Annotated in this window: 21 protein-coding genes; 16 read left to right on the top strand and 5 right to left on the bottom strand. The window is 52.2% G+C overall.

The window, feature by feature from the left end; all coding sequences use genetic code 11:
• The first annotated feature begins 49 nt into the window (after positions 1-49).
• From yihA to HCZ99_RS20890, 3 genes are all read left to right on the top strand, one after another.
• Positions 50-712 (top strand): ribosome biogenesis GTP-binding protein YihA/YsxC, encoded by a 663-nt coding sequence (gene yihA, locus HCZ99_RS08115; RefSeq protein WP_167446434.1) that lies wholly within the window; start codon positions 50-52, stop codon positions 710-712.
• A gap of 36 nt (positions 713-748) precedes the next feature.
• Positions 749-1,687 carry an acetylglutamate kinase gene (gene argB / locus HCZ99_RS08110; RefSeq protein WP_167446433.1) on the top strand — a complete coding sequence of 313 codons (939 nt, stop codon included), beginning with the start codon at positions 749-751 and terminating at the stop codon, positions 1,685-1,687.
• 142 nt (positions 1,688-1,829) lie between these two features.
• On the top strand, positions 1,830-2,855 hold the full coding sequence (locus HCZ99_RS20890; protein WP_167446432.1) for a GGDEF domain-containing protein: 1,026 nt from the start codon (positions 1,830-1,832) through the stop codon (positions 2,853-2,855).
• A gap of 81 nt (positions 2,856-2,936) precedes the next feature.
• Here the strand turns inward: HCZ99_RS20890 and HCZ99_RS08100 are convergent, their stop codons facing one another.
• On the bottom strand, positions 2,937-3,839 hold the full coding sequence (locus tag HCZ99_RS08100) for a LysR family transcriptional regulator (RefSeq protein WP_254869518.1): 903 nt from the start codon (positions 3,837-3,839) through the stop codon (positions 2,937-2,939).
• Between the two features lie 333 nt (positions 3,840-4,172).
• Between HCZ99_RS08100 and HCZ99_RS08095 the strand changes: the two genes are divergently transcribed.
• The 6 genes from HCZ99_RS08095 to ftsY all read left to right on the top strand — a co-directional run bounded on the left by HCZ99_RS08095 (position 4,173) and on the right by ftsY (position 10,699).
• A complete protein-coding gene (locus tag HCZ99_RS08095; RefSeq protein ID WP_167446430.1) occupies positions 4,173-5,456 on the top strand; it encodes a TRAP transporter large permease in 1,284 nt (427 codons plus the stop codon).
• A gap of 23 nt (positions 5,457-5,479) precedes the next feature.
• Complete coding sequence (locus tag HCZ99_RS08090; RefSeq protein WP_217701474.1) at positions 5,480-6,457, top strand: TRAP transporter substrate-binding protein; 978 nt, start codon at positions 5,480-5,482, stop codon at positions 6,455-6,457.
• Positions 6,458-6,491: 34 nt separating this feature from the next.
• Entirely contained in the window at positions 6,492-7,025 is a 534-nt protein-coding gene (locus tag HCZ99_RS08085) for a TRAP transporter small permease (RefSeq protein WP_167446429.1), read from the top strand.
• Position 7,026: 1 nt separating this feature from the next.
• Positions 7,027-8,229 (top strand): M20 aminoacylase family protein, encoded by a 1,203-nt coding sequence (locus HCZ99_RS08080; RefSeq protein ID WP_167446428.1) that lies wholly within the window; start codon positions 7,027-7,029, stop codon positions 8,227-8,229.
• Positions 8,230-8,510: 281 nt separating this feature from the next.
• A complete protein-coding gene (gene mtaB / locus HCZ99_RS08075; RefSeq protein WP_167446427.1) occupies positions 8,511-9,767 on the top strand; it encodes a tRNA (N(6)-L-threonylcarbamoyladenosine(37)-C(2))-methylthiotransferase MtaB in 1,257 nt (418 codons plus the stop codon).
• Positions 9,764-10,699, top strand: a complete 936-nt coding sequence (ftsY, locus tag HCZ99_RS08070) for a signal recognition particle-docking protein FtsY (protein ID WP_167446426.1) — start codon at positions 9,764-9,766, stop codon at positions 10,697-10,699. The genes mtaB and ftsY overlap by 4 nt, the downstream gene beginning before the upstream one ends.
• An 81-nt stretch (positions 10,700-10,780) precedes the next feature.
• Here the strand turns inward: ftsY and HCZ99_RS08065 are convergent, their stop codons facing one another.
• Complete coding sequence (locus HCZ99_RS08065) at positions 10,781-11,515, bottom strand: SDR family NAD(P)-dependent oxidoreductase (protein ID WP_167446425.1); 735 nt, start codon at positions 11,513-11,515, stop codon at positions 10,781-10,783.
• A gap of 84 nt (positions 11,516-11,599) precedes the next feature.
• Here HCZ99_RS08065 and HCZ99_RS08060 point away from each other — a divergent pair, with 84 nt between their 5' ends.
• On the top strand, positions 11,600-11,965 hold the full coding sequence (locus HCZ99_RS08060; RefSeq protein ID WP_217701473.1) for a winged helix-turn-helix transcriptional regulator: 366 nt from the start codon (positions 11,600-11,602) through the stop codon (positions 11,963-11,965).
• Positions 11,966-12,096: 131 nt separating this feature from the next.
• On the opposite strand, the gene HCZ99_RS08055 is transcribed toward HCZ99_RS08060, so the two are convergent.
• Positions 12,097-13,470, bottom strand: a complete 1,374-nt coding sequence (locus HCZ99_RS08055) for a diacylglycerol/lipid kinase family protein (RefSeq protein WP_167446423.1) — start codon at positions 13,468-13,470, stop codon at positions 12,097-12,099.
• A gap of 68 nt (positions 13,471-13,538) precedes the next feature.
• Entirely contained in the window at positions 13,539-14,042 is a 504-nt protein-coding gene (locus HCZ99_RS08050; protein WP_167446422.1) for a Dps family protein, read from the bottom strand.
• Positions 14,043-14,255: 213 nt separating this feature from the next.
• Between HCZ99_RS08050 and HCZ99_RS08045 the strand changes: the two genes are divergently transcribed.
• Positions 14,256-14,723, top strand: coding sequence for a hypothetical protein (locus HCZ99_RS08045; protein ID WP_167446421.1), 468 nt, complete (start codon positions 14,256-14,258; stop codon positions 14,721-14,723).
• Between the two features lie 181 nt (positions 14,724-14,904).
• The gene (locus HCZ99_RS08040) at positions 14,905-15,483 is read left to right on the top strand and encodes a YqaA family protein (RefSeq protein ID WP_167446420.1); all 579 of its coding nucleotides are present in this window, start codon (positions 14,905-14,907) and stop codon (positions 15,481-15,483) included.
• A 71-nt stretch (positions 15,484-15,554) separates the two neighbouring features.
• On the opposite strand, the gene HCZ99_RS08035 is transcribed toward HCZ99_RS08040, so the two are convergent.
• Complete coding sequence (locus HCZ99_RS08035; protein ID WP_167446002.1) at positions 15,555-15,764, bottom strand: hypothetical protein; 210 nt, start codon at positions 15,762-15,764, stop codon at positions 15,555-15,557.
• Positions 15,765-16,107: 343 nt separating this feature from the next.
• Here HCZ99_RS08035 and HCZ99_RS08030 point away from each other — a divergent pair, with 343 nt between their 5' ends.
• The 4 genes from HCZ99_RS08030 (at position 16,108) to chrA (ending at position 20,325) form a co-directional block, all read left to right on the top strand.
• Positions 16,108-16,635, top strand: coding sequence for a sigma-70 family RNA polymerase sigma factor (locus HCZ99_RS08030; protein ID WP_167446419.1), 528 nt, complete (start codon positions 16,108-16,110; stop codon positions 16,633-16,635).
• 1 nt (position 16,636) lies between these two features.
• Positions 16,637-16,879, top strand: coding sequence for a hypothetical protein (locus tag HCZ99_RS08025; RefSeq protein WP_167446418.1), 243 nt, complete (start codon positions 16,637-16,639; stop codon positions 16,877-16,879).
• 516 nt (positions 16,880-17,395) lie between these two features.
• Positions 17,396-18,865: an AMP nucleosidase gene (locus HCZ99_RS08020; protein ID WP_167446417.1), complete on the top strand. Its 1,470-nt coding sequence runs from the start codon at positions 17,396-17,398 to the stop codon at positions 18,863-18,865.
• Positions 18,866-18,942: 77 nt separating this feature from the next.
• Positions 18,943-20,325 (top strand): chromate efflux transporter, encoded by a 1,383-nt coding sequence (gene chrA / locus HCZ99_RS08015; RefSeq protein WP_254869517.1) that lies wholly within the window; start codon positions 18,943-18,945, stop codon positions 20,323-20,325.
• The last annotated feature ends 18 nt before the right edge of the window (positions 20,326-20,343 follow it).

The following is a 20,343-nucleotide window of genomic DNA, read 5'->3' as shown; positions in this document are numbered from 1 at the left end:
TTTATCTTCCCTTCGGGGAGCATCCCCGCGCGACGGGGAAGGAATGACGATGACTGAAGAAAAACTACCGTCGGAAACTGCAATTCCGACTTATGAGTCCTCACAAATCGAAGCCGGGCGGAAACTTTTTTCCCGCCCGGTTACGTTTGTTCTTGGTGTTGCCCAGCTTGAGCAACTGCCGCCAGAAGGCAAAACGGAAATCTGTTTTGCGGGACGGTCCAATGTTGGTAAATCCAGCCTGATCAATGCTGTGACGGGGCGCAAAGACATTGCGCGGACGTCCAACACACCGGGCCGGACACAACAGCTGAACTATTTTGACCTTGATGGTGCTTGCCATATCGTTGATTTGCCGGGCTATGGCTTTGCCCAGGCGCCAAAAGACGTGGTTGAGACGTGGCAGAACCTGATTAAGCAGTATTTGCGCGGGCGTGTGACATTGCGCCGCGTATTTGTTTTGATCGATTCACGACACGGCTTTATGAAGGCCGATCTTGAAATGATGAAGATGCTTGATGAAAGTGCCGTGCCATATCAGGTTGTGCTGACCAAGGCAGACAAGTTAAAAAAGGGGCAGCTCGAAAAACGCATTAAAGAAGTGGTCAAAGCACTGGTGAAGCATCCAGCGGCCTTGCCGAAAATCTTTGCGACATCGAGTGAAAAAAATACCGGTTTGGCTGAATTGCGTGCCGAGATTTCGTCGCTGCTGTAAATTCGCCAGCCTAAGGCGTTAATATGGGGAAGAATGATGAACGAAGAAGTCCGTTCTGAAGAAGATCAATCGGAATCCAGTGCTTACCGGACTTTGGCGCGCGCCAAGGTGCTTTCCGAGGCTCTTCCCTTTATGCGACGCTTTAACGGGCAGACAATCGTGATCAAGTATGGCGGACATGCCATGGGTGATCCGGAACTTGCGCGCTTGTTCGCACAGGATGTTGTGTTGCTAAAGCAGGTCGGCATGAACCCGATTGTGGTACATGGCGGTGGCCCCCAGATCGGCCAGATGCTTAAACAGCTTAACATTCAGTCGGAATTTATTGACGGCCTGCGTGTGACCGATCAGCAAACCATCGACGTTGTCGAAATGGTTCTGGCGGGCAAGATCAACAAGGAAATCGTATCAAACATCAATACCGCTGGCGGTGTTGCTGTTGGGTTGTGCGGCAAGGACGCCAATCTGATTACTGCGCGCAAACTGACGCGCACCAAACGTGATCCTGAAAGCAATATTGAAAAAGTGCTCGATCTTGGCTTTGTCGGTGAGCCGGTCAAAGTTGATCCGCATGTGCTTGATTGCTTTATCAGTACCGACATTATCCCGGTGATTTCGCCGATTGGTGTTGGCGAAGACGGTCAGACATATAACATCAATGCCGACACGGCCGCCGGTGCGATTGCCAAGGCAGTTGGGGCGACCCGTCTTTATATGCTGACCGATGTTAAAGGCATCCTCGATGGCGACAAGAACCTTGTTCGTGACGCCACGATCGACAGTATCAAAGCAATGATTGCCGATGGCACCATTCAGGGCGGGATGATTCCGAAAACCGAAACCTGCATGGATGCTGTGCAGAACGGGGTTGAGGCATCTGTGATTGTTGATGGACGTGCGCCGCATGCGGTTCTTTTGGAACTGTTTACCGAACGTGGTGCCGGTACGATGATCCGCTCAGATAAAGAGATCTGAGAAAAATCCACCACCTTTGTATAGTTTTTATGCTGCAAAATGCCGCGCCGTGGTATTAATCAGTACAGCTTGATGACGCCTGTGATGGGAAACCGTCACAGGCCATTTAGTGTCGTGATTAACGAGATACGGAGCCGCCGTTGTGTCGACGACGCATGACCATATTGCCCAGTATTGGGAATACGCCGACGCGACGCTAAAAGCTTTGCGTGACCGGGGTTTGCGCCCCACGCCGGAGCTTTATCATGTGTGGTTTATTTACTATGCCGATGACAATCCGGAAATCCTGCGCGTCATAAATGCGGTGAAGGCGGGGGGAGAGGAGCTCGACGAAGAGACTCTTCTGCAGCTTTATTACCGGTATATCTTTGACCGACAGGCCGCCGATTTTCTTCAGCGTGGCATGGAAGACTTTTTCCACTTGATTGAAAACAGCGACGATTGCCTGACAACGGCGCGTGCAGATATGCGCAATTACGGCGAGTTGCTGGATCAGTCGTTGGAAACCCTTTCTGATCACGCGCATGTCAGTCCGGTTCTGTCTGAGCTTGCGACCCAGACCAAGGGCATGAAAACAACGATTGATACCCTGCATCAGCGTCTTGATGGGTATCTTAAACGTGTTGTTTTGCTTCAGCGCGAACTCGATGAAACCCGGGAGCGGTCCTATACCGACGGTCTGACCCGTGTATCGAACCGAATGCATTTCGAAGAACAGCTTTTCAAGCTTGCCGCAGACTATGACAGCAGCGAAACACCCGACCCGTTTTGCGTCATGATGGTCGATCTTGATCAGTTTAAAGCCGTGAATGACCAGTTTGGTCATCGTATCGGCGACGAAATTCTGGTTCTGATCGCATCCATGCTGAAGGCCAATATCAAGGGCCGGGATATTGTGGCGCGGTATGGCGGGGATGAGTTTGCAATTTTGCTTAATCATACCTCGTTGGATGACGCGATGCATATCGCCGAGGATATGCGCAAAAGGATCGCCGCGTGTGAGATCAAGGCAAAGCATTCCGGCACTTCTTATGGCCATATGACCGTTTCAGTCGGGGCGGCGCAATATGTTGCCAATGAAGGCGGTGCCAAACTGATCGATCGAGCCGATAATGCGCTTTACCGTGCAAAAAAAGATGGCCGCAACCGGCACTTTGCCGCCGAATAGGCGTTATTTCTGAGCTAATCAGCCCAATTAAGGTCGTGCGATTTGTAAGGCTTATCGGGTTTGCTGTATCCGCTTGCGGCCTTAGGGCTTCATGTGGCGTGCAAATACCCGTGCCAATGCCTTTTGAAATACGGCCACACTGTTGCGTCGTGGGGCGCCAGCAAGTTCGATTGTCGCCAATTCGACTTCGATGGTGGGGGTGATGGGGCGGCAGACCAGCCCCTCTGTGGCAAAATCGCGTGCGGTCAATTCATCGACAATCGTGTAGCGCCCTGTGGTTTTGGCCAAGCCAACCGCAAAGACAAGCGAATGGGCGGAAATCGTTCGTTTCGGCGTTACGCCATGGCGGCTGATTGTTTCGTAAAACTTCTGTCCCAACGGGGCCTTTGGGTTTGGCAGAATGCATTCGAATTGCCCAAGCATATCAAGATTAATCTCGCGTTCTTTGGCCAGCGGGTGACCGTTGGGGATGGCGGCAACCAAACGACATTTGCCAAAGCTTTGCTGACGTAAATCTGGGCTGGGCGGCAACAGGCCACCAACCGCCACATCGGTTGTCCCGGATCGAAGGGCGAGCAACTGGGCAATGGCGCCGCCACCTTCAAGCGCGATATCAAGGCTGGGTAGCTTGTTATAAAGTTCGCCAACCGCATCTGGGATGATCGACATGGAAAGGGTCATGATCGACATGATGCGCAGGGATTCATCCGCACCGCGACGGATCGAATCAACGGTTTGATCAACTTGCGCGACCCGTTCGAACAGCTTTCCGGTTTCAGCATAAAGACGTTGGGCTTCCCATGTTGGTTCGATGCGCCCGGCATTGTTGGTAAACAGCTTAATGCCAAGTTCATCTTCGAAAATGGCAAGATGTTTACTGATGGTGGGTTGGGCCAGGTTAATTTTCCGCGCGGCGGAACTGATGTTTGAAAGTTCAAACACCGTTCGAAAAATCTGTAAGCGATGAAGGTTTATACCCTGCAACGAAGCCCCCGTTTTCCTGTTTTGCCATTCTAGCCGGTTTGAGAATCGGCCAGACAGCGCCCCTAAATCCCAATGTGATCTGCTTATAATTTAGTCGTTTGACTTTTTTTTATTCATATCAAACACGTTTCTCTTTCAATTACCTTGGCGTCTATTGCACGGCGGTATTGAAACGCAGCTGAATAGCAGGGATATTTGTAAAACCAAAGATGTTTTAAGTCAGAATAAGTGTTGATTATCAATGACACCTATAGCTCAAAGCTATAGTTTAAATAAAATTATGTCATTGAAATAATTTGATCAAAGGTCATCCTTTTACAAAAGGAGACCCCGATGATCGCATTGCCCGCCATATTCCTTATTGCTGCCCTCGTCTCGGGCAGTGCAATTGCCTATTTCGTTGGAAGCGCAACGGTGATTGCGTTCTTCACAGAAGACCATGGTCGCTATCTTGCTGCTCTTCCGCAGCGTGTGATGGGCCAGCTTGACGTTTTTGCGTTTCTGGCAATGCCGCTTTTTATTCTGACCGGCGAGTTGATGAACCGGGGCGGGGTGACTGATGCCCTGATCCGGTTTTCGATGTCGATGTTGGGGCGGTTTAAAGGCGGGCTTGGTCACGTCAATATTTTGACATCGGTGTTCTTTGCCGGTGTGTCGGGATCGGCAACCGCGGATGCCGCGGCCCTTGGCAATACGTTGGTCCCGGTGATGGAAAAGCAGGGCTATACGCGCGATTACGCCGCGGCGGTGACAGCCGCGTCTTCGATCATTGGGCCGATCATTCCACCGTCCATTATTCTTATTTTCTATGGGGCGTTGTTAAACACCTCGGTTGTAGCGTTGTTTGCCGCTGGTATTGTGCCGGGACTGTTATTGGCCGGGGTATTGATGGGCGTGAATGCCATCATGGCCCATCGTCACAACCATCCGGGCGGCAAAGGTTCGGATATCCCGCCATTCTTCTCGTCCATGTTTGCGGCTCTTCCCGCACTTTGCCTGCCTGCGATCATTTTAAGCGGCATTTTGTTTGGCTTTATGACCCCGGCCGAGGCCGCAGGGGTGGCCGCCTTGGCCGCACTTTTGGTGGGGATCTTTTATCGTCGCTTGGCCCTGCGCGATGTGTTTGAGGCGATCAATCGCACCGTCATTTTGTCGGGCGCGGTATTCGTCATTCTGGTTGCGATTGCGACCTTTGGCTATCTGACCTCGATCGAGCAAGTCCCGCAAAAGATGGTCGCGCTGATTGGTGATCTTGGACTGGGCGTGACCGGTTATATGGTTTTGCTCAACATCATCTTTCTTTTGGCCGGGATGATTATGGATGTGAAGGCCGCGGTTGCGTTGCTTGGCCCACTGCTTATTCCGCCGGCAATCCAGCTTGGTGTTGATCCGACCCATATGGGCATCCTGGTTGGGTTTAACCTGACGGTTGGCCTTTTGACGCCGCCGCTAGGTGGGGTGCTTCTTGTCCTTTCGACGGTTGTGAATATCGGATACTGGCGCCTGATGCGCGCCGTTTTGCCCTTCCTTTTGGTGGAACTCGTTCTGCTTGGGGTTTTGATCTACGTGCCTGCGGTGAGCTTGGCGTTGCCGCGGTATCTTGGCCTAATCAATTGAGAATAAATCAGGGAAAAATTATCGTGAAAAAATTCAAGGCACTTTGCTGTGCTGCTGTTGGCAGCTTGGTCTTATCCATCAATGCCTATGCGGCGGAACCGGTCGTCATTGCATTTGCCGGTCAGGAAAATCTTCAGACCGATGCTGAATATGTTTTCATTAATGCCTTTTCAGAAAGCCTGAAAAAACATGGCATTGAGACGTCCATTCATCCGTCAAACAGCATGGGTAAGGAAGCGGATCGTTTTGATCAGGTTTCCCAAGGTCTGATTAACGTCAATATCGGTAATGTCGGATCGTTGTTTAAGGCGTCTGAATTTTCACGAACCTTGTTTTTGCCGTTCCTGTTTTCCGTTGATCAGCAATTTGATGATGTCATCGCCAAATCCGGCGCATTAGACAAAGTCAACGAAGAAGCATCTGTTTTGGGTCTTCGGGTTGCCGGGTTCGCGATGCGCGGTGGCACGCTTGGTCTGTTTAACATTTCCCATCCTGTTACCACGATTGATGACGTCAAATCCCTGCGCCTGCGCGCGCAAAATGGCGATCAGGTAAAGGTGTTTGAATCCTGGGGCGCAAAGGCAACGATCGTTAGCTGGTCCGAAACGCCAGCAGCCCTTCAGACCGGCGTTGCCGAAGGCCACTTGAACCCGCCATCAACCGTTGTTGCCGCCGGTCAGGTGGATCTTTTGAGCTACTTCACGCCGCTTGATGCGGGTCCAGTTCCGAAAGTCGTTTTCCTGTCAGAAGATTGGTACGCGTCGCTTGATGACGAAACAAAGGGCTTTGTCGATCAGGCCGTGCGCGACGGTGTTGAAGAAAACCGTAAGTGGGCGAACAAACAGATCCCGACGTTTGAGAAAATGATTGTCGATGGTGGCATCGAAATTACCCCGCTTAAAGCCGGCGAACGCGAGAAGTTTGTGGCGGCGACCAAATCCGTTTGGGCCGATGCAGCCGCACCTGAAAACATCGCCTTCATTGAAGAATACATGAAGTAAATCGGTCTTTGTCATCGTCGCAGGAAATAATTCAATGAAATCAATCGCCGATATCTTGTGCCTGATCAGCGACAAACTGGATGGTATCTTGCGCGTGACAGCCGGCTTTTTCGTCTGTGTGATGGTGGGGGCGATTTGCCTGCAGGTTGCTGCACGTTATGGCTTTGCCTCCCCACCTGCATGGACCGAGGAAGTGGCACGTTATGCGATGGTCTGGGTCGGGCTCTTGGGGGCGAGTGTCGCCTTTAAGGCCAAGTTTGACCCGGCATTGTTCCACATACCCGACAGGGCTGGACGGGGTGTTCGGCTTGTCGCGGGAACCGTGCGTGCCGCCAGTGTTTTGATCTTTTTGGCACCGGTACTTTGGTATTGTTTCTATGGGCCGGGCATGAACACCGCACGTTCGTTTCTGGCACGTAGCCTTGTGACCAAGGCGGAAACTTTTGACATGCCAACCATCTTCGTTGCCGTCACGGTGCCGATTTTTATCTGTGCGATATTTATCCACGGTTTGGCACAGATATCAGCCTTTCTTACCCACAAAAATACCTCCAGCGATAAGGACTGACATGTCTGCGATTAATGCTGATAGCATTGCAGCCGAAACAGAGTTTCTGTCTCGGTTGGTTGCGATCCGTCACGATATTCACGAGCATCCCGAAACCGCGTTTGAAGAAGAAAGAACGTCGGATCTGGTTGCGGCGTTTCTTGAAAACCTTGGTCTTCCGGTGCATCGCGGCCTTGCGGGGACCGGCGTTGTTGCCACGGTTAAGGGACGCCATGAAGGCAATCGCAAAATTGGATTGCGCGCCGATATGGATGCCTTGTTTATCGAGGAACAGACAGGCCTGCCTTACGCGTCAAAAGTACCCGGTAAAATGCATGCGTGCGGTCATGATGGGCACACCACCATGTTACTGGGGGCAGCGGAGAAACTTGCCCAAAACCCGGACTTTGCAGGAACGGTTTATTTGATCTTCCAGCCCGCCGAAGAAGGGCAGGGTGGTGCGCGCGTCATGATCAATGATGGCTTGTTTGAGCTGTTTGAATGTGACGCGGTGTATGGCGTTCACAATGGTCCGTGTGAGCCGCTTGGCATGGTGAAAACCCGCCCGGGTGCAATGATGCCAGCGGGTGATACATGGGAAGTCACCTTCTGCGGGACGGGCGGACATGGCGCGATGCCCCATACGGCGACCGACCCAACGGTTGCGGCGGGCGATTTTATTGCCAGCCTGTCAAACATCATTTCGCGCAATATCCCATCGAATGATCAGGCCGTGATCAGTGTTGGTCATATGCAGGCCGGTGCCTTTGACAGCCCAAACATCATTCCGTCCAGCGTTTTGGTCCGTGGCACGGCACGCAGCTTTAAGCCGCAATATCGGGATGTTTTGGAAAAGCGGATTGGTGAATTGGCCGCCGGTATGGCGACAGCCCACGGGGTTGAAGCACAATACAAATTCATTCGTCGCTATCCGCCGTTGGTTAACCACGCAAGTGAAACCGACCTTGCCGTGCGCGCCGCAAAACAGGCTGTTGGTGACAAGCTTGTTGATGGCGAATGCGATGCGGTTGGTGGTAGCGAAGATTTTTCCTTCATGCTTGAAAAAGTGCCGGGTGCCTATGTGATGATTGGCAATGGCGACGGCCCCGATTCCCATTTCGTGCATACGCCCAAATTTGATTTTAGCGATGATCTGATCCCGTACGGCGTCGCATATTGGTTAAATGTGGTCGAGGCCGAATTGGGGCAGACCGCCAACGGGTAATGCCATCTACCGCCAAATTGGTTCTATTGGCGGTATTTTGGGTTTCGGTTCCAATTTTGGTGACAGCACCGCGCAGATACCCGTCGTGATGGTTGATGTTTCGCGGGTTTGCGATGTTCGTGCATGCGTGCCATGAGTAGGGCGGGCCTTGCATTGAATGGTTCAAAAGCGTATGTAACCAGCGCCCGGTAAGGTCATGTGACTTTGCCGGGCGTTCCGTGCTTTTGCATCATATGGGATGCATCGGCGGAATATTTCCCGAACCTGAGATTGATCGCAAAATGTCGAGCATCAAAGAACCGCGTGTTGTTACATTTGGTTGTCGCCTGAACACCTATGAATCCGAGGTGATGCGCGACCATGCCAAAAATGCAGGCCTTGATGATGCGATCATTATCAATACCTGTGCGGTCACGACCGAGGCCGAACGTCAGGCGCGGCAAAGCATTCGCCGCCTGCGTCGTGAAAACCCGGATGCCAAAATTTTCGTGACCGGCTGCGCGGTTCAAGTCAATCCTGAGAAATTTTCCAAGATGGGCGAAATCGACCGTATTTTTGGCAACGATGCCAAAATGAAGGCCGAAACATTCATGCTGCCCGATCATGAACGTGTTGTCGTGAATGACATCATGTCGGTCGAAGAAACGGCAAGCCATCTTGTGTCGGGCTTTGAGGGCCGGGCGCGTGCGTTTGTGCAGGTTCAAAATGGCTGCGATCATCGTTGCACGTTTTGCATTATCCCGTTTGGTCGCGGTAATTCGCGCAGTGTGCCGATGGGCGAAATCGTCAGTCAGGTACGTGAACTTGTCGCCAACGGATATGGCGAAGTTGTTCTGACCGGGGTGGATATCACGTCCTATGGTCATGACTTGCCGGGCAAGCCGACCTTGGGCCAGATGTCGCGTCGGTTGTTGGCGCAGGTGCCAGAACTGCCGCGTTTGCGTATTTCATCAATTGATCCGGTCGAAGTTGACGAAGATCTGTTTCGTTTGATCGAAACCGAACCGCGCCTGATGCCGCATATGCATATCAGCTTGCAGGCGGGCGATGACATGGTTCTGAAACGCATGAAGCGCCGCCATTTGCGCCAGGACGTTGTCGATTTCTGTCAAAAAGTGCGAGATCTGCGGCCTGATGTTACATTCGGGGCGGATATCATCGCCGGTTTCCCGACGGAAACCGACGAGATGGCGGAAAATACCCTGCGTCTTGTGGATGAATGCGGGCTGATTTACCTGCATGTATTTCCCTATTCATCGCGACCGGGCACACCGGCGGCCAAAATGCCGCAAGTGCGCAAGGAAATCCGCAAGGACCGCGCGGCGGCTTTGCGCGCAGCCGGGGACATTCAGCTTAATGCATTTTTGAAATCACGCATCGGCATGATCGAGAATGTATTGGTTGAAAAGGAAAATACCGGCCATACGGAGCATTTTGCTCCCGTTATCCTCGATCGCGTGATAGAAGCAGGCACAATAGCCAAGGCCAAAGTCATTGGTCTTGAAGATGGAAAACTGATAGCGGAGCTTGCGGGATGAGTGAAGAGGGGAAGACAAGCTGGTTTGCCCGGTTGAAAAACGGGCTGAAACGCTCCTCCTCAAAGCTGACGACCGGGATTGCCGATATCTTCACCAAGCGCCGTCTTGATGATGAAGCGCTTGAAGAATTCGAAGATCTTCTGATTACGTCAGATCTGGGTGTTACAACCGCAGCCAAATTAAGCGCGGAACTTTCCAAAACCCGGTTCGACAAAGAAGTCGATTCTGCTGAAATCCAACAATTCATTGCCGACGAAGTCGCCAAAATTCTCGAGCCAATTGCCAAACCCTTGGTGATTGACCCGGACAAAAAGCCGCATGTGGTTTTGGTGGTCGGGGTGAATGGCTCTGGCAAGACGACAACGATTGGCAAGCTTGCCAAGACCTATAAAGATCAGGGCTTGAAAGTCATGATGGCGGCGGGCGATACGTTCCGTGCCGCGGCTGTTGATCAGCTTAAGGTCTGGGGCGAGCGGACCGATTGCCCGGTTGTTTGGCGCGATACGGGGGCGGATGCCGCCGGACTTGCATTTGATGCGATTGATCAAGCAAAACGCGAAGGTTATGACGTTCTGTTGATTGATACCGCCGGTCGCCTGCAAAATAAGGCGCACCTGATGGATGAGCTTAAAAAGGTCGTCCGGGTGATCACCAAGCGCGATGAAACGGCCCCGCATGATACAATCTTGGTGCTTGATGCCACGACGGGGCAAAACGCCCATTCTCAGGTCGAAACTTTTTCCCAGGCGACAAATGTCAGTGGGTTGATTGTCACCAAGCTTGATGGCACCGCCAAGGGCGGTGTTGTTGTTGCCTTGGCAGAAAAGTTTGGCAAACCGGTCCATGCGATTGGTGTCGGCGAGGCCGCCGAAGATTTACGCCCGTTCGAAGCCAAGTCCTTTGCCCGCAGCTTGGCGGGTCTTGAAGACTAGGCCGGTTTCGCGCATTTGATGCCCGTAAGCGACACAGAAATACAGAAGCGACTTCGTTACGAACGAAGTCGCTTCTTTGCATTAGATCTGGGCGTAGCCCCCATCAACGAATACTTCACTGCCCGTCATGAAGCTGCTGTCATCCGAGGCAAGAAAAGCGGCGACCGCGGCAACTTCGGCAGGATTTCCCATGCGTTCAAGTGCGGTGCCGTTGCCAAGGCTTTCAATGATCTCGGGGGTTAGCAGTTCGTCAATCTTGTCGGTTTGCGTCGGGCCGGGGCTTAGGACATTCACGCGAATAGACGTTCCGCGCAGGTCCTGCGCCCAGCTCCGTACGAGGTTGCGAACGGCTGCCTTGGATGCGCTGTAAATGCTCATCGCGGGTGTTCCCATGACCCCGGTGGTTGAGCCGGTCAGAATGACTGAGCTGCCTGACGTTAGAAGTGGCAGGGCCTTTTGGACGGTAAAGACGGTGCCTTTGACGTTGATGTCGAAGGCGTAATCAAAGTGTTTAGAGGTAATTTCGCCAAGTGGGGCGAGTTCCCCGACACCGGCATTGGCAAAGAGGACATCCAGCGTTTCACGCTCTGTGCGGATAGTCTCAAACACGCGATCGAGATCTTCTGGGTTCGTGATGTCTGCTTGAAGTCCCCGAACCGAGGCACCGATTTCTGCAACAGCAGCTTCGATGACGTCCTTGCGACGGCCTGAAATATAGACAAATGCGCCTTCGTTAACGAAACGTTTGGCCGCTGCGAGGCCAATGCCGCTGGCACCGCCCGTGATGAGGGCTGTCTTTCCTGTAAGCTTAGTCATCTTTCTGGTCTCCGAAATGAGGGTTGACCAAAACGATATTGATGAGCATACTTTTTAACAAGTATGCACCTTTTAGTAAGTAACATGGCAAACAGCAAAGAAATCGAAATCCAACCGTTCATTTGTGGCCTTGATGCTGCCTTGCGTGTGATCGGTGGAAAGTGGAAGCCATTGATTTTGTTCTTTTTGGCGAAGGAGCCAAGACGATATGGCGAACTGAAACGCTGTGTTCGTGGCGTTAGCGACAAAATGCTGATCCAGCACCTTAAGGAGTTGGAAGTCGATGGCGTTGTCCTGCGCACCGATTATCAGGAAATTCCCCCACGCGTACTGTATGAGCTTTCACCATTCGGTTTTAGCTTGGCAGATGCACTGGGTTCGCTTTGCCGTTGGGGTGAAGAGAATGAGGATGTTATCGCGAAAAACCTGAAGGCTAAATCTGACGCCTGAACCCTTGGTACGGAGCCAAGCTTGATCCCGCTTGGTGGATGCGACTCGCGTTCGTGATGACGCGATTAAAAAAAGGCAGCCAATGGGGCTGCCTTTTGTTTGGGTGTTTGATGATCTTCGCGCAGTTCTGATCAGATCAATTTGGCAAAGATGTTACCAAGATGCCCGATTTCGTCGTTGAGCGTGCGCATCGGCGTTTGCAGCTCGTCGGGCAGGGTTGGCAAATCAAGATCGTCGATTTCTGCCAGCAGGTTCTCACAACGCGTTTTAAGGCCATTGGCAAGCCGTGTATCGGCGTTATCAAGCAACCAGCCCATCACCCTGTCACGTAGCTCTTCCAGGCTGTGAAGGTCCGGATCGGGCGATGTGGTCGGCAGGCCATAGGGACGAAGGGTCAGTTCAAACTGCCGCGATATATCGCGTAGGTGCCGCGCGCCATCGTGGCAGGCTGCTTTGAGGGTCTCGTCTTTGGCAACGGGGACAATCGCGCCCAGACGGATCGCCAAATCCTGTGTGTCACACGCAATATCATTGACCAATGCGCGCTGGGGAATGTCTGCCTGACCTTCTTTGGAGGCATTGTCCGAGACCAGATCAAAAAAGGTGTTAGGGGCAAAAACCGGCAGGACTGCAGGGTGAAGCGTGAAGTCGGCCGGAAGTTTGCTGATGATTTCACCATCGGCCAAGATCGGCGCGCCATCATTGCCCGTAATGCTGATTTTGTTGCATTGCATGGTCATGGCGTAATTGCTGTCATTGACCGAGCCAAACAGAAGTTCGGCGGCAATATCCATTCCGCTTAGGGTGTCGACCGTGTCCCGGATGGCAAAGACGTGCAGGCTGCCGTCGTCGGGGCGGGTGTTTTCACTGGGGCGCAGGCCACCGCCAAAATACCGACCGTTGGTGACGGTCAATTGACGCAGCGTAAGTTTCTGGGGTTCTTCATCGCCGCAGCTGACCGAAAGTTCCATCGGCGTCATTTCCTGCCAGCTTTTCCAGTTCGCCACCGCATAGCTGATCGCGCCAAACGTCCGCTTTAATTCCGGGTCGATGCGATGGCGCGCATCGGCGGGGACACCGATACTGGCGGCATTCACAAAGGTCTGATCATTGACCTGGCCGATATCAAGCATCGTGATCTGTCCGTGGATGGCCGCGCGCGCGGCGGTCAGTGGCTCGTCCGGGAGAGTCAGGGTGCGGGCAAAATCATTGGCCGTGCCCAAGGGCAAAGGCAACAGGACGACTTTGTTTTCAATGACCGTATCAAGAACCGCGTTCATGGTGCCGTCACCGCCGCCAACGACAACGATGTCGCCGGGGTTGGTTTCATTGGCAATGCAGTCGCAGATTTTCTTTGGATCGTCGCACAAGGTCAGATCCGTTTGATATCCGGCATCTTCAAAGACGTCGCGCAAGGCTTGCGCACCGTTTTCGCGCCAAGCCTCAGGCAATTTTGAGTTGGTTAGCAGCAGAATTACTTTACCGGTTAGATCCGAATTTTTCACCGAGGCTCACCTTTGATACAAAGAAAATGACCGGCGCCCGATAAGGCGCCGGTCATAGTGTAGCAAGTTTATGAAATTGTTGCGCGTAACATCCACGCGGCTTCTTCATGAACACCGATACGCTCGGTCAGAAGGTCGGCGGTTTTGACATCCTCGACCTCGTCTGCGGCGGCAACACCTTCGCGCATGAGCCGGGCCATTTTTTCATGGTCTTCTACCAGATCCTTGACCATTTCATGGGCCGGCAGCAGTTTTTTCTGATCGTCGATCACGGAATTTTCAATCATTTCCGAAATCCCGATCGGGGCTGCAAAACCGATTGCGCGGATGCGCTCTGCCATATCATCGACGGCGGTGTTTAGGTCTTCATAGTGCTCTTCGGTCATTTTATGGAGCGAATAGAAGGCCGGGCCAACAACGTTCCAATGAACACCACGGGTTTTTGCATATAGAACGTGCGAGGAGCCAACAATCCGGGTCAGCATCTTGGCGAGCTTTTTACGATCCGTGCGATCAACACCGGCATCAACCGGAAATTCCTTGGCGACAGTTTCCATACTTTCGTGGGCCATCTCAAAACTCCTTTGGTTTTTCGAGCGTCCTTATTTTAATCGACACGCGCACACATGCGCTGCGTCGCGAGGGATGTTGGTAAAACGCGATGATTTTTGAAAAGTTCCGCGAAATAATTCCGACTTAATTGGAACATTCTTTTGGCGCATCCGTTTAATACCGTAAGCAGTGCGCAAGTAAATGCGCTGCGTAATATGAATTTGGAGGTTGTGATGTTTAGCAAGACTGCACTGTTGGTTGGTACGATGATGATGTCTGCCGTTGTTGCGAGCCCTGTATATGCCGGCTCGACAAAAAGCGACGATCAGTCAAACACGATGGCAACCGACGAAGCGATTAAATCGGATGCGAAAGATATGGGCGATAAAATTGCCGCCCAGTATGAAGACGCCAAGGACTTCACCTATGAGCAGAAAGAAGAGTTTCTTGCCTGGGTTGATGAACAGTCCGATGAGCTTGGCAATAGCTATGACGAAGCTTCAGAAAACGTGAAGCAGAATAGCGAAGAAGCTTACGAGGAAATGGCTGCTGCATGGAATGATGCAACAGACGAACTCGGCGATGCTGTCGACGATGCACAGGATGCATCAGCCGACACTTGGGAAGATGTAAAGAAGAATACGGTAGCTGCGCTTGAAAAAGCGAAAAAGACTATCTCGGACAGTGAGTCTGCCGAATAAGACGTCACAACCTGAACTCGGTGGCATGACTGTCCGAGATAAGCAGCCCGCCCTCGTGGCGGGCTGTATTTTTTTCAGGCTATCGCATGTGTCGCACATGCCCGGTTCGATGCACGTGCTTAATTAAATGCGATCATCACGTTTTGATCGCGTTTAAGATGCGAAATTAATGGCGAGATAAATGGCAGGCAAAGAAACAAAGCAATCATCATCGAAAGTGATGCATTTCGTAAAAGTCTGGCGCGACCGTCTTGCCAAACTTGCAGAGGGACGCAAAGGACTATGGGGAATTACTGTGGCGTCCTTTATGGAAACCACCATTGTCCCAATTCCGATTGAAATCCTGATTGCACCGGTTATGGCGGCGTCGCGTACGCGCGGTTTTATTGTGGCGACAGTAACTTTGGCCGGAAGCGTTGCTGGTGCGGTGGCCTTATATGCGCTGGCGTATCTTTTGTTTGATAGTTTTGCGCAGCCGTTAATTGACATGGCCGGGGGCCAGGCGCAATTCGAGCAATTGCAAAACCAGTTTGAAGATGGCGGTTTCTGGGTGGTGTTTGCCATTAGTGTTGCACCCGTTCCAATGCAAATTGCCGCCTTGGCGGCCGGGGCGGCGGCCTATCCGTTGTGGCTGTTTTTCGTCGCCATCGGTATATCGCGGGCGCTTCGATATTACGGATTGTGGTTATTGGTGCTTGGGTTCGGTGCCGGGGTTGCGCGAATCTTTGAGGGGCGAAAGCCCAAATCAGTCGAAAAATAGACTGATTAAATCGCCCAATAGAAAAAGGCCCGGCAATTTGCCGGGCCATTTTTTTGATTAGAGCAAATTTTTTACTCTGCTTCGATGCGGAAATCAGACGTTGTTTTGCCGTCTGTTTCCGGTTCGTCGATCTCATCGTTGATCAATCCGCGACGAATCAGTTCGCGAATTGCAGCAGCACGCGTTGGCATCCGGTGCTTAAAACGCCAGTCATCGATGAGCGTCAATTCCCCATCATCAAGCATGATCTGTAGTTTTTCGGTTCTTTTCGAGGCTGGCACGAAGTGGTTCCTGTCATTGTCAGGGGAGGAAGATTCCGCCTGAAGCCATTGATTATCAACGCGTTCACAAATTTTGGAGTAACTTACGTTACTTCGGTTTCTTCTATAACACAACCATATTGATCAGTTGTCGTAGGTAGAGTCACGTACGTAAGTAATGTAAAGTAATTATGTGAAGTTATATATGTCATATGAGCCGGTTAATTATGATGCGTTAAGTATGTTAATTGATGTTCTTGTGTACATGCCGCAACTTCACTGTATTGCCTAAGTGAACTATACGATTTTACTTTATTTATTATTTTGGTTTGTTACCGTTGGGACATCAAACAAGGAGGTTGTGATGTCTAACCAAGTTATGAATGAAATCGAAGATCATGTTCCCGCCCTGCGCCGCCATGCATACCGTTTGGCTGGCAGCAACGACCGGGCACAAGATCTCGTGCAAGACACTCTGTTAAAAGCCATCAGCAAAAAAGATCAGTTCGAAGAAGGCACAAGCCTCAAAGCTTGGCTGCACCGGATCCTTTTCAATACTTTCATTTCAGGCAAGCGTCGTGAAAAGACGCGTGGCCCGCAGGTCGACTGGGATGATCTGGGTGACGTATACGGTCACGGCAGCAATCAAATGGCACGTCTGCAGCTTCGCGATGCCGACCGTATCCTTGGCGAATTGCCAGAACAGGAACGTCAGGCAATCATGCTGACGGCGATTGACGAAATTTCTTATCAAGAAGCGGCCGATCAGATGTCTGTCGAGATCGGTACCGTGAAATCACGGGTTGGCCGAGCACGCCGCAAACTGCGCGAATCGGTTGGCCGTATTGAAGCACGCGAACATGCGTCGCGTTATGTATCGGAGGCTGCGTAAAATGTGCTCTGTTCTTGCGGTATATGGCGAGGATGACATCCTCGCCTATGTTCGCGGGACACTTGATGACAAAGAAGAAAAACAAGAAATTGAAAGTCTTGTTGAAAGTGACCTACGAGCAGCTGGTGTGGTGGAAAATATCGATCCAAGCGATCTAGGTGACAATGGGACATTTGATCTCTCGGCTTATCGTCGCCTAAAAAGGTTGCGCGAAATCGCAATAAAGGAAGGCGACTGCTTTTGAGAGACGCTTATTTTAAATGGACGAATTTATAAAATTATATTGACTTTATTGACCAATGGTCAGATATTGACCGCACATCGAGGTTGACCGTCTTTTCCCTCAACGTCTAAGGCACCTCCTCGAAATTGCCGAAACCGTTCGCCGGTTTCGGCACTTTTTTTGTCTTCATTGAAATTCTATGACCTTTCGAACATCGCGCGTTGCGTCGATTTGATCGCCGTTATCTGCAGCGCCTCGAAACTGTCATTTGGAATTATTGAAAATAATCACGACATATATCCCATAACCTTCTGCAACCGATTGTAATCTTTGCGATCGCGCAAGACATGCATTGTATCGTGATGGCGGGTTATGTGCCTTGATGAGCGGTTTGGCGAAAGTTTTCGGTTGTCAAAGGACGGGCGGGCGGTGATAAATCTCTCGCTCCAAGGGCTTTTGTTTATGGCTATTGCATTCAAAATCATGCAAAGGCAAAACAATAGAACCAAACAACAATAACAAAAAGGAGCATCCATTATGGTTTCTGAAGTTCACGGGTCGGTTCGCGACCTATTTGAATTTACCGATGCTGAAAAAGCACTTGAGCGCATTAAAGAAATCTATGCGAACGGTGCGAAAACCGTGCAGGCGGCTTTTGACCGCTTTGCCGAAGGTCAGCAATCTTCCCCCGTTCGTGCCTATTACCCGTATCTTGGCATCGAAGTGACGCCGGAAAAGCTGCATGTTGAAGGCACGCTTTCATTTGGCGCACCCCGCGATCCGGGTGTGTATGGTACGACTCTGACCCGTCCGGACGTGTTTGAGGAATATTACCGCGAACAGATCGAGCTTTTACTGAAAAACCACGACGTGCCGGTTGTGGTGGGCGTATCGGATCGTCCTATTCCGTTGCCATTCCTGGTCGAAACCGCGACCGATAGCATCGGGCCGACGGATATTCGTCAGTTGCAGATGATTTTCGATATGCCCGATTTGGCGCGGACCGATGATGATATCGCAAACGGCGTTCATTACGGTGTGACAAGCGGACCGAAACCGCTGTCGCTGTTTTCCGGCGAACGGGTAGATTATTCGCTGGCCCGCTTGCGCCATTACACCGCAACCGCCCCGGAGCATTTCCAAAAGTTCGTGCTGTTTACCAATTATCAGCGCTACGTTGACGAATTCATCGAATTCGCCAAAGAACAACTTGATGATCCAAGCAGCCCCTATATCGCCTTTGTTGAACCGGGCCCCAAAGTCCATGTCAGCAAAAATGCCCCCAAAGGCTGGGTCGAAAGTGGCGAAGCCAGCACGCAGCTGCCGCAAATGCCATCTTATCACCTGGTCCGCGAAGACGGGCTTGGTGTGACCTTGGTCAATATCGGGGTGGGTCCGTCCAACGCCAAAACGGCGACGGACCACATTGCGGTATTACGCCCGCATTGCTGGTTGATGCTGGGCCACTGTGCCGGTTTGCGACGTAGTCAGCTTTTGGGCGATTACGTTCTGGCACATGGTTATGTCCGTGATGACCATGTCCTTGATTCTGACTTACCCCTATGGGTGCCCGTCCCGCCGATTGCTGAGGTGCAAGTCGCACTTGCCGACTCGGTAACCAAAATCACCGGCCTCAAAGGCCGCGAGATGAAGGCGCGTATGCGCACTGGTACGGTCGCCACGACCGATAACCGGAACTGGGAATTGCGTTATAGCGAACTGTTCGTCCGCCTTAACCAATCGCGTGCCATTGCGGTGGATATGGAAAGCGCGACCATTGCCGCCAACGGGTTCCGGTTCCGCGTGCCATACGGCACGTTGCTGTGTGTTTCGGATAAACCCGTCCATGGGGAGCTTAAACTGCCGGGTATGGCAAACACGTTCTATCGTCAACGTATCGGTCAGCATCTTCAAGTCGGGCTGGATACGATTGATACCCTGCGCGAAGACGTCAATCAGCTCCACTCGCGCAAATTACGCTCGCTTGATGAGCCTGCCTTCCGCTAAACGCGCAAAGTATTACGTAACATCCAAAACCCCTGTTGTTCGGAAAACCCGGGCAGCAGGGGTTTTGTTATGGTTTGATGACGATTGCCGGTTGGGCGGCTTTTGACTTTTCCGCATTGGCGCCGGTGCGTATGGTCTGGGCATATCTTATGCCAAATCAAATTCACGCGATTGGACCGGTCATGTCGCACAAGACATCAACAGTGACACCAAAGGCATCAAATGATGCGCCAGGGACGGGCGTGCCGTCGGATGGTGTCAGCTTTGGGCAGATTTTCCTGATCTTCCTGCGGCTTGGTTTGACCAGTTTTGGGGGGCCGGTTGCCCATATCAGTTATTTCCGCGAAGAATTCGTACGCCGTCGTCAATGGCTAAGCGATGCGCGCTATGCCGATTTGGTTGCGCTGTGTCAGTTTGTGCCCGGGCCGGCCAGCTCGCAAGTTGGCATGGGGATTGGCATGGCGCTGGGGGGCGTGCGCGGGTCGCTTGTTGCGTGGCTTGGTTTCACGATGCCGTCGGCGATTGTCTTGGCAATTCTGGGGATGGCGTTTGTCCATGTCGATTTGGCGGCGATGGATGATGTCATTCGGGGCTTGAAACTTGTTGCGGTCGGGGTTGTTGCCCACGCCCTTGTGGGGATGGCCCGAACGCTGTGCCCGGATGTGCGGCGTGCGGTGTTGGCCATTGGGGCGGCTATCATCATGATCGTCAGTGACACCCTGTTGGCCCAGTTTGGCGTTATCCTTGGCGGGATGATCGTGGGGTTTGTTTTACTGCGTGGTGTTGTGCCGTCCGATCCTCATGATACGCCGAAAGCCCATTCGGCCAAGGGGGCTGTCTTGGCCCTTGGTGTGTTCTTTGCCCTATTGGCCGTTTTCCCGATGATTGCGCAGTTCGACCCAACCGGGCTTTTTGCGGTGATTGACGGATTTTATCGCAGTGGGGCGCTGGTGTTTGGCGGCGGGCACGTTGTGTTACCTTTGCTGGAAACTGCTGTGGTCGCGCCGGGTTGGGTCGATCCGGAAACCTTTCTGGCGGGGTATGGCGCAACTCAGGCGGTGCCTGGCCCGATTTTTACCTTTGCCGCCTATTTGGGGGCCGTTTTGCATACCGGTTCTGGCGTTGGGAATGCCGGTTGGTGGATCAGTTCCCTGACGGCCTGCGTTACCTTGGTCGCGATCTTTTTGCCGGCATGGCTTTTGGTGATTGGATTGCTGCCGTTCTGGGACCGTGTGCGCCACGTAAACGCCATGCGGGCCGGACTGCTTGGCGTGAATGCGGCGGTGGTCGGTTTGCTGGCAGCGGTTCTTTATGACCCAATCTGGACCGGCGCCATTCACAATGTGGTCGATGTGATCTTTGTGGCAGTGGCCTTTGCGGTGCTGCAATGGCGTTTAGTGCCGGTGTGGGCCTTGGTCGGTATTGGGGCGGCGGGTGGTTATGTTGTCGGCTTGCTTTGATTGCAAGGCGCTTTAAAT

Origin of the sequence: Thalassospira lucentensis, from assembly GCF_011806425.1 — a bacterium.
In the GTDB taxonomy this organism is placed as follows: Bacteria; Pseudomonadota; Alphaproteobacteria; order Rhodospirillales; family Thalassospiraceae; genus Thalassospira; species Thalassospira lucentensis_B.
Note: the sequence above shows the minus strand (reverse complement) of the source record. Positions and strands in the feature narration are given on the sequence as shown.

Coding starts and splice junctions, on each gene's coding strand:
- yihA (WP_167446434.1), top strand. CDS start 50: ATGACTGAAGAAAAACTACCGTCGGAAACTGCAATTCCGACTTATGAG.
- argB (WP_167446433.1), top strand. CDS start 749: ATGAACGAAGAAGTCCGTTCTGAAGAAGATCAATCGGAATCCAGTGCT.
- HCZ99_RS08095 (WP_167446430.1), top strand. CDS start 4,173: ATGATCGCATTGCCCGCCATATTCCTTATTGCTGCCCTCGTCTCGGGC.
- HCZ99_RS08085 (WP_167446429.1), top strand. CDS start 6,492: ATGAAATCAATCGCCGATATCTTGTGCCTGATCAGCGACAAACTGGAT.
- HCZ99_RS08080 (WP_167446428.1), top strand. CDS start 7,027: ATGTCTGCGATTAATGCTGATAGCATTGCAGCCGAAACAGAGTTTCTG.
- mtaB (WP_167446427.1), top strand. CDS start 8,511: ATGTCGAGCATCAAAGAACCGCGTGTTGTTACATTTGGTTGTCGCCTG.
- ftsY (WP_167446426.1), top strand. CDS start 9,764: ATGAGTGAAGAGGGGAAGACAAGCTGGTTTGCCCGGTTGAAAAACGGG.
- HCZ99_RS08065 (WP_167446425.1), bottom strand. CDS start 11,515: ATGACTAAGCTTACAGGAAAGACAGCCCTCATCACGGGCGGTGCCAGC.
- HCZ99_RS08060 (WP_217701473.1), top strand. CDS start 11,600: ATGGCAAACAGCAAAGAAATCGAAATCCAACCGTTCATTTGTGGCCTT.
- HCZ99_RS08050 (WP_167446422.1), bottom strand. CDS start 14,042: ATGGCCCACGAAAGTATGGAAACTGTCGCCAAGGAATTTCCGGTTGAT.
- HCZ99_RS08045 (WP_167446421.1), top strand. CDS start 14,256: ATGTTTAGCAAGACTGCACTGTTGGTTGGTACGATGATGATGTCTGCC.
- HCZ99_RS08040 (WP_167446420.1), top strand. CDS start 14,905: ATGGCAGGCAAAGAAACAAAGCAATCATCATCGAAAGTGATGCATTTC.
- HCZ99_RS08030 (WP_167446419.1), top strand. CDS start 16,108: ATGTCTAACCAAGTTATGAATGAAATCGAAGATCATGTTCCCGCCCTG.
- HCZ99_RS08025 (WP_167446418.1), top strand. CDS start 16,637: ATGTGCTCTGTTCTTGCGGTATATGGCGAGGATGACATCCTCGCCTAT.
- HCZ99_RS08020 (WP_167446417.1), top strand. CDS start 17,396: ATGGTTTCTGAAGTTCACGGGTCGGTTCGCGACCTATTTGAATTTACC.
- chrA (WP_254869517.1), top strand. CDS start 18,943: ATGACGATTGCCGGTTGGGCGGCTTTTGACTTTTCCGCATTGGCGCCG.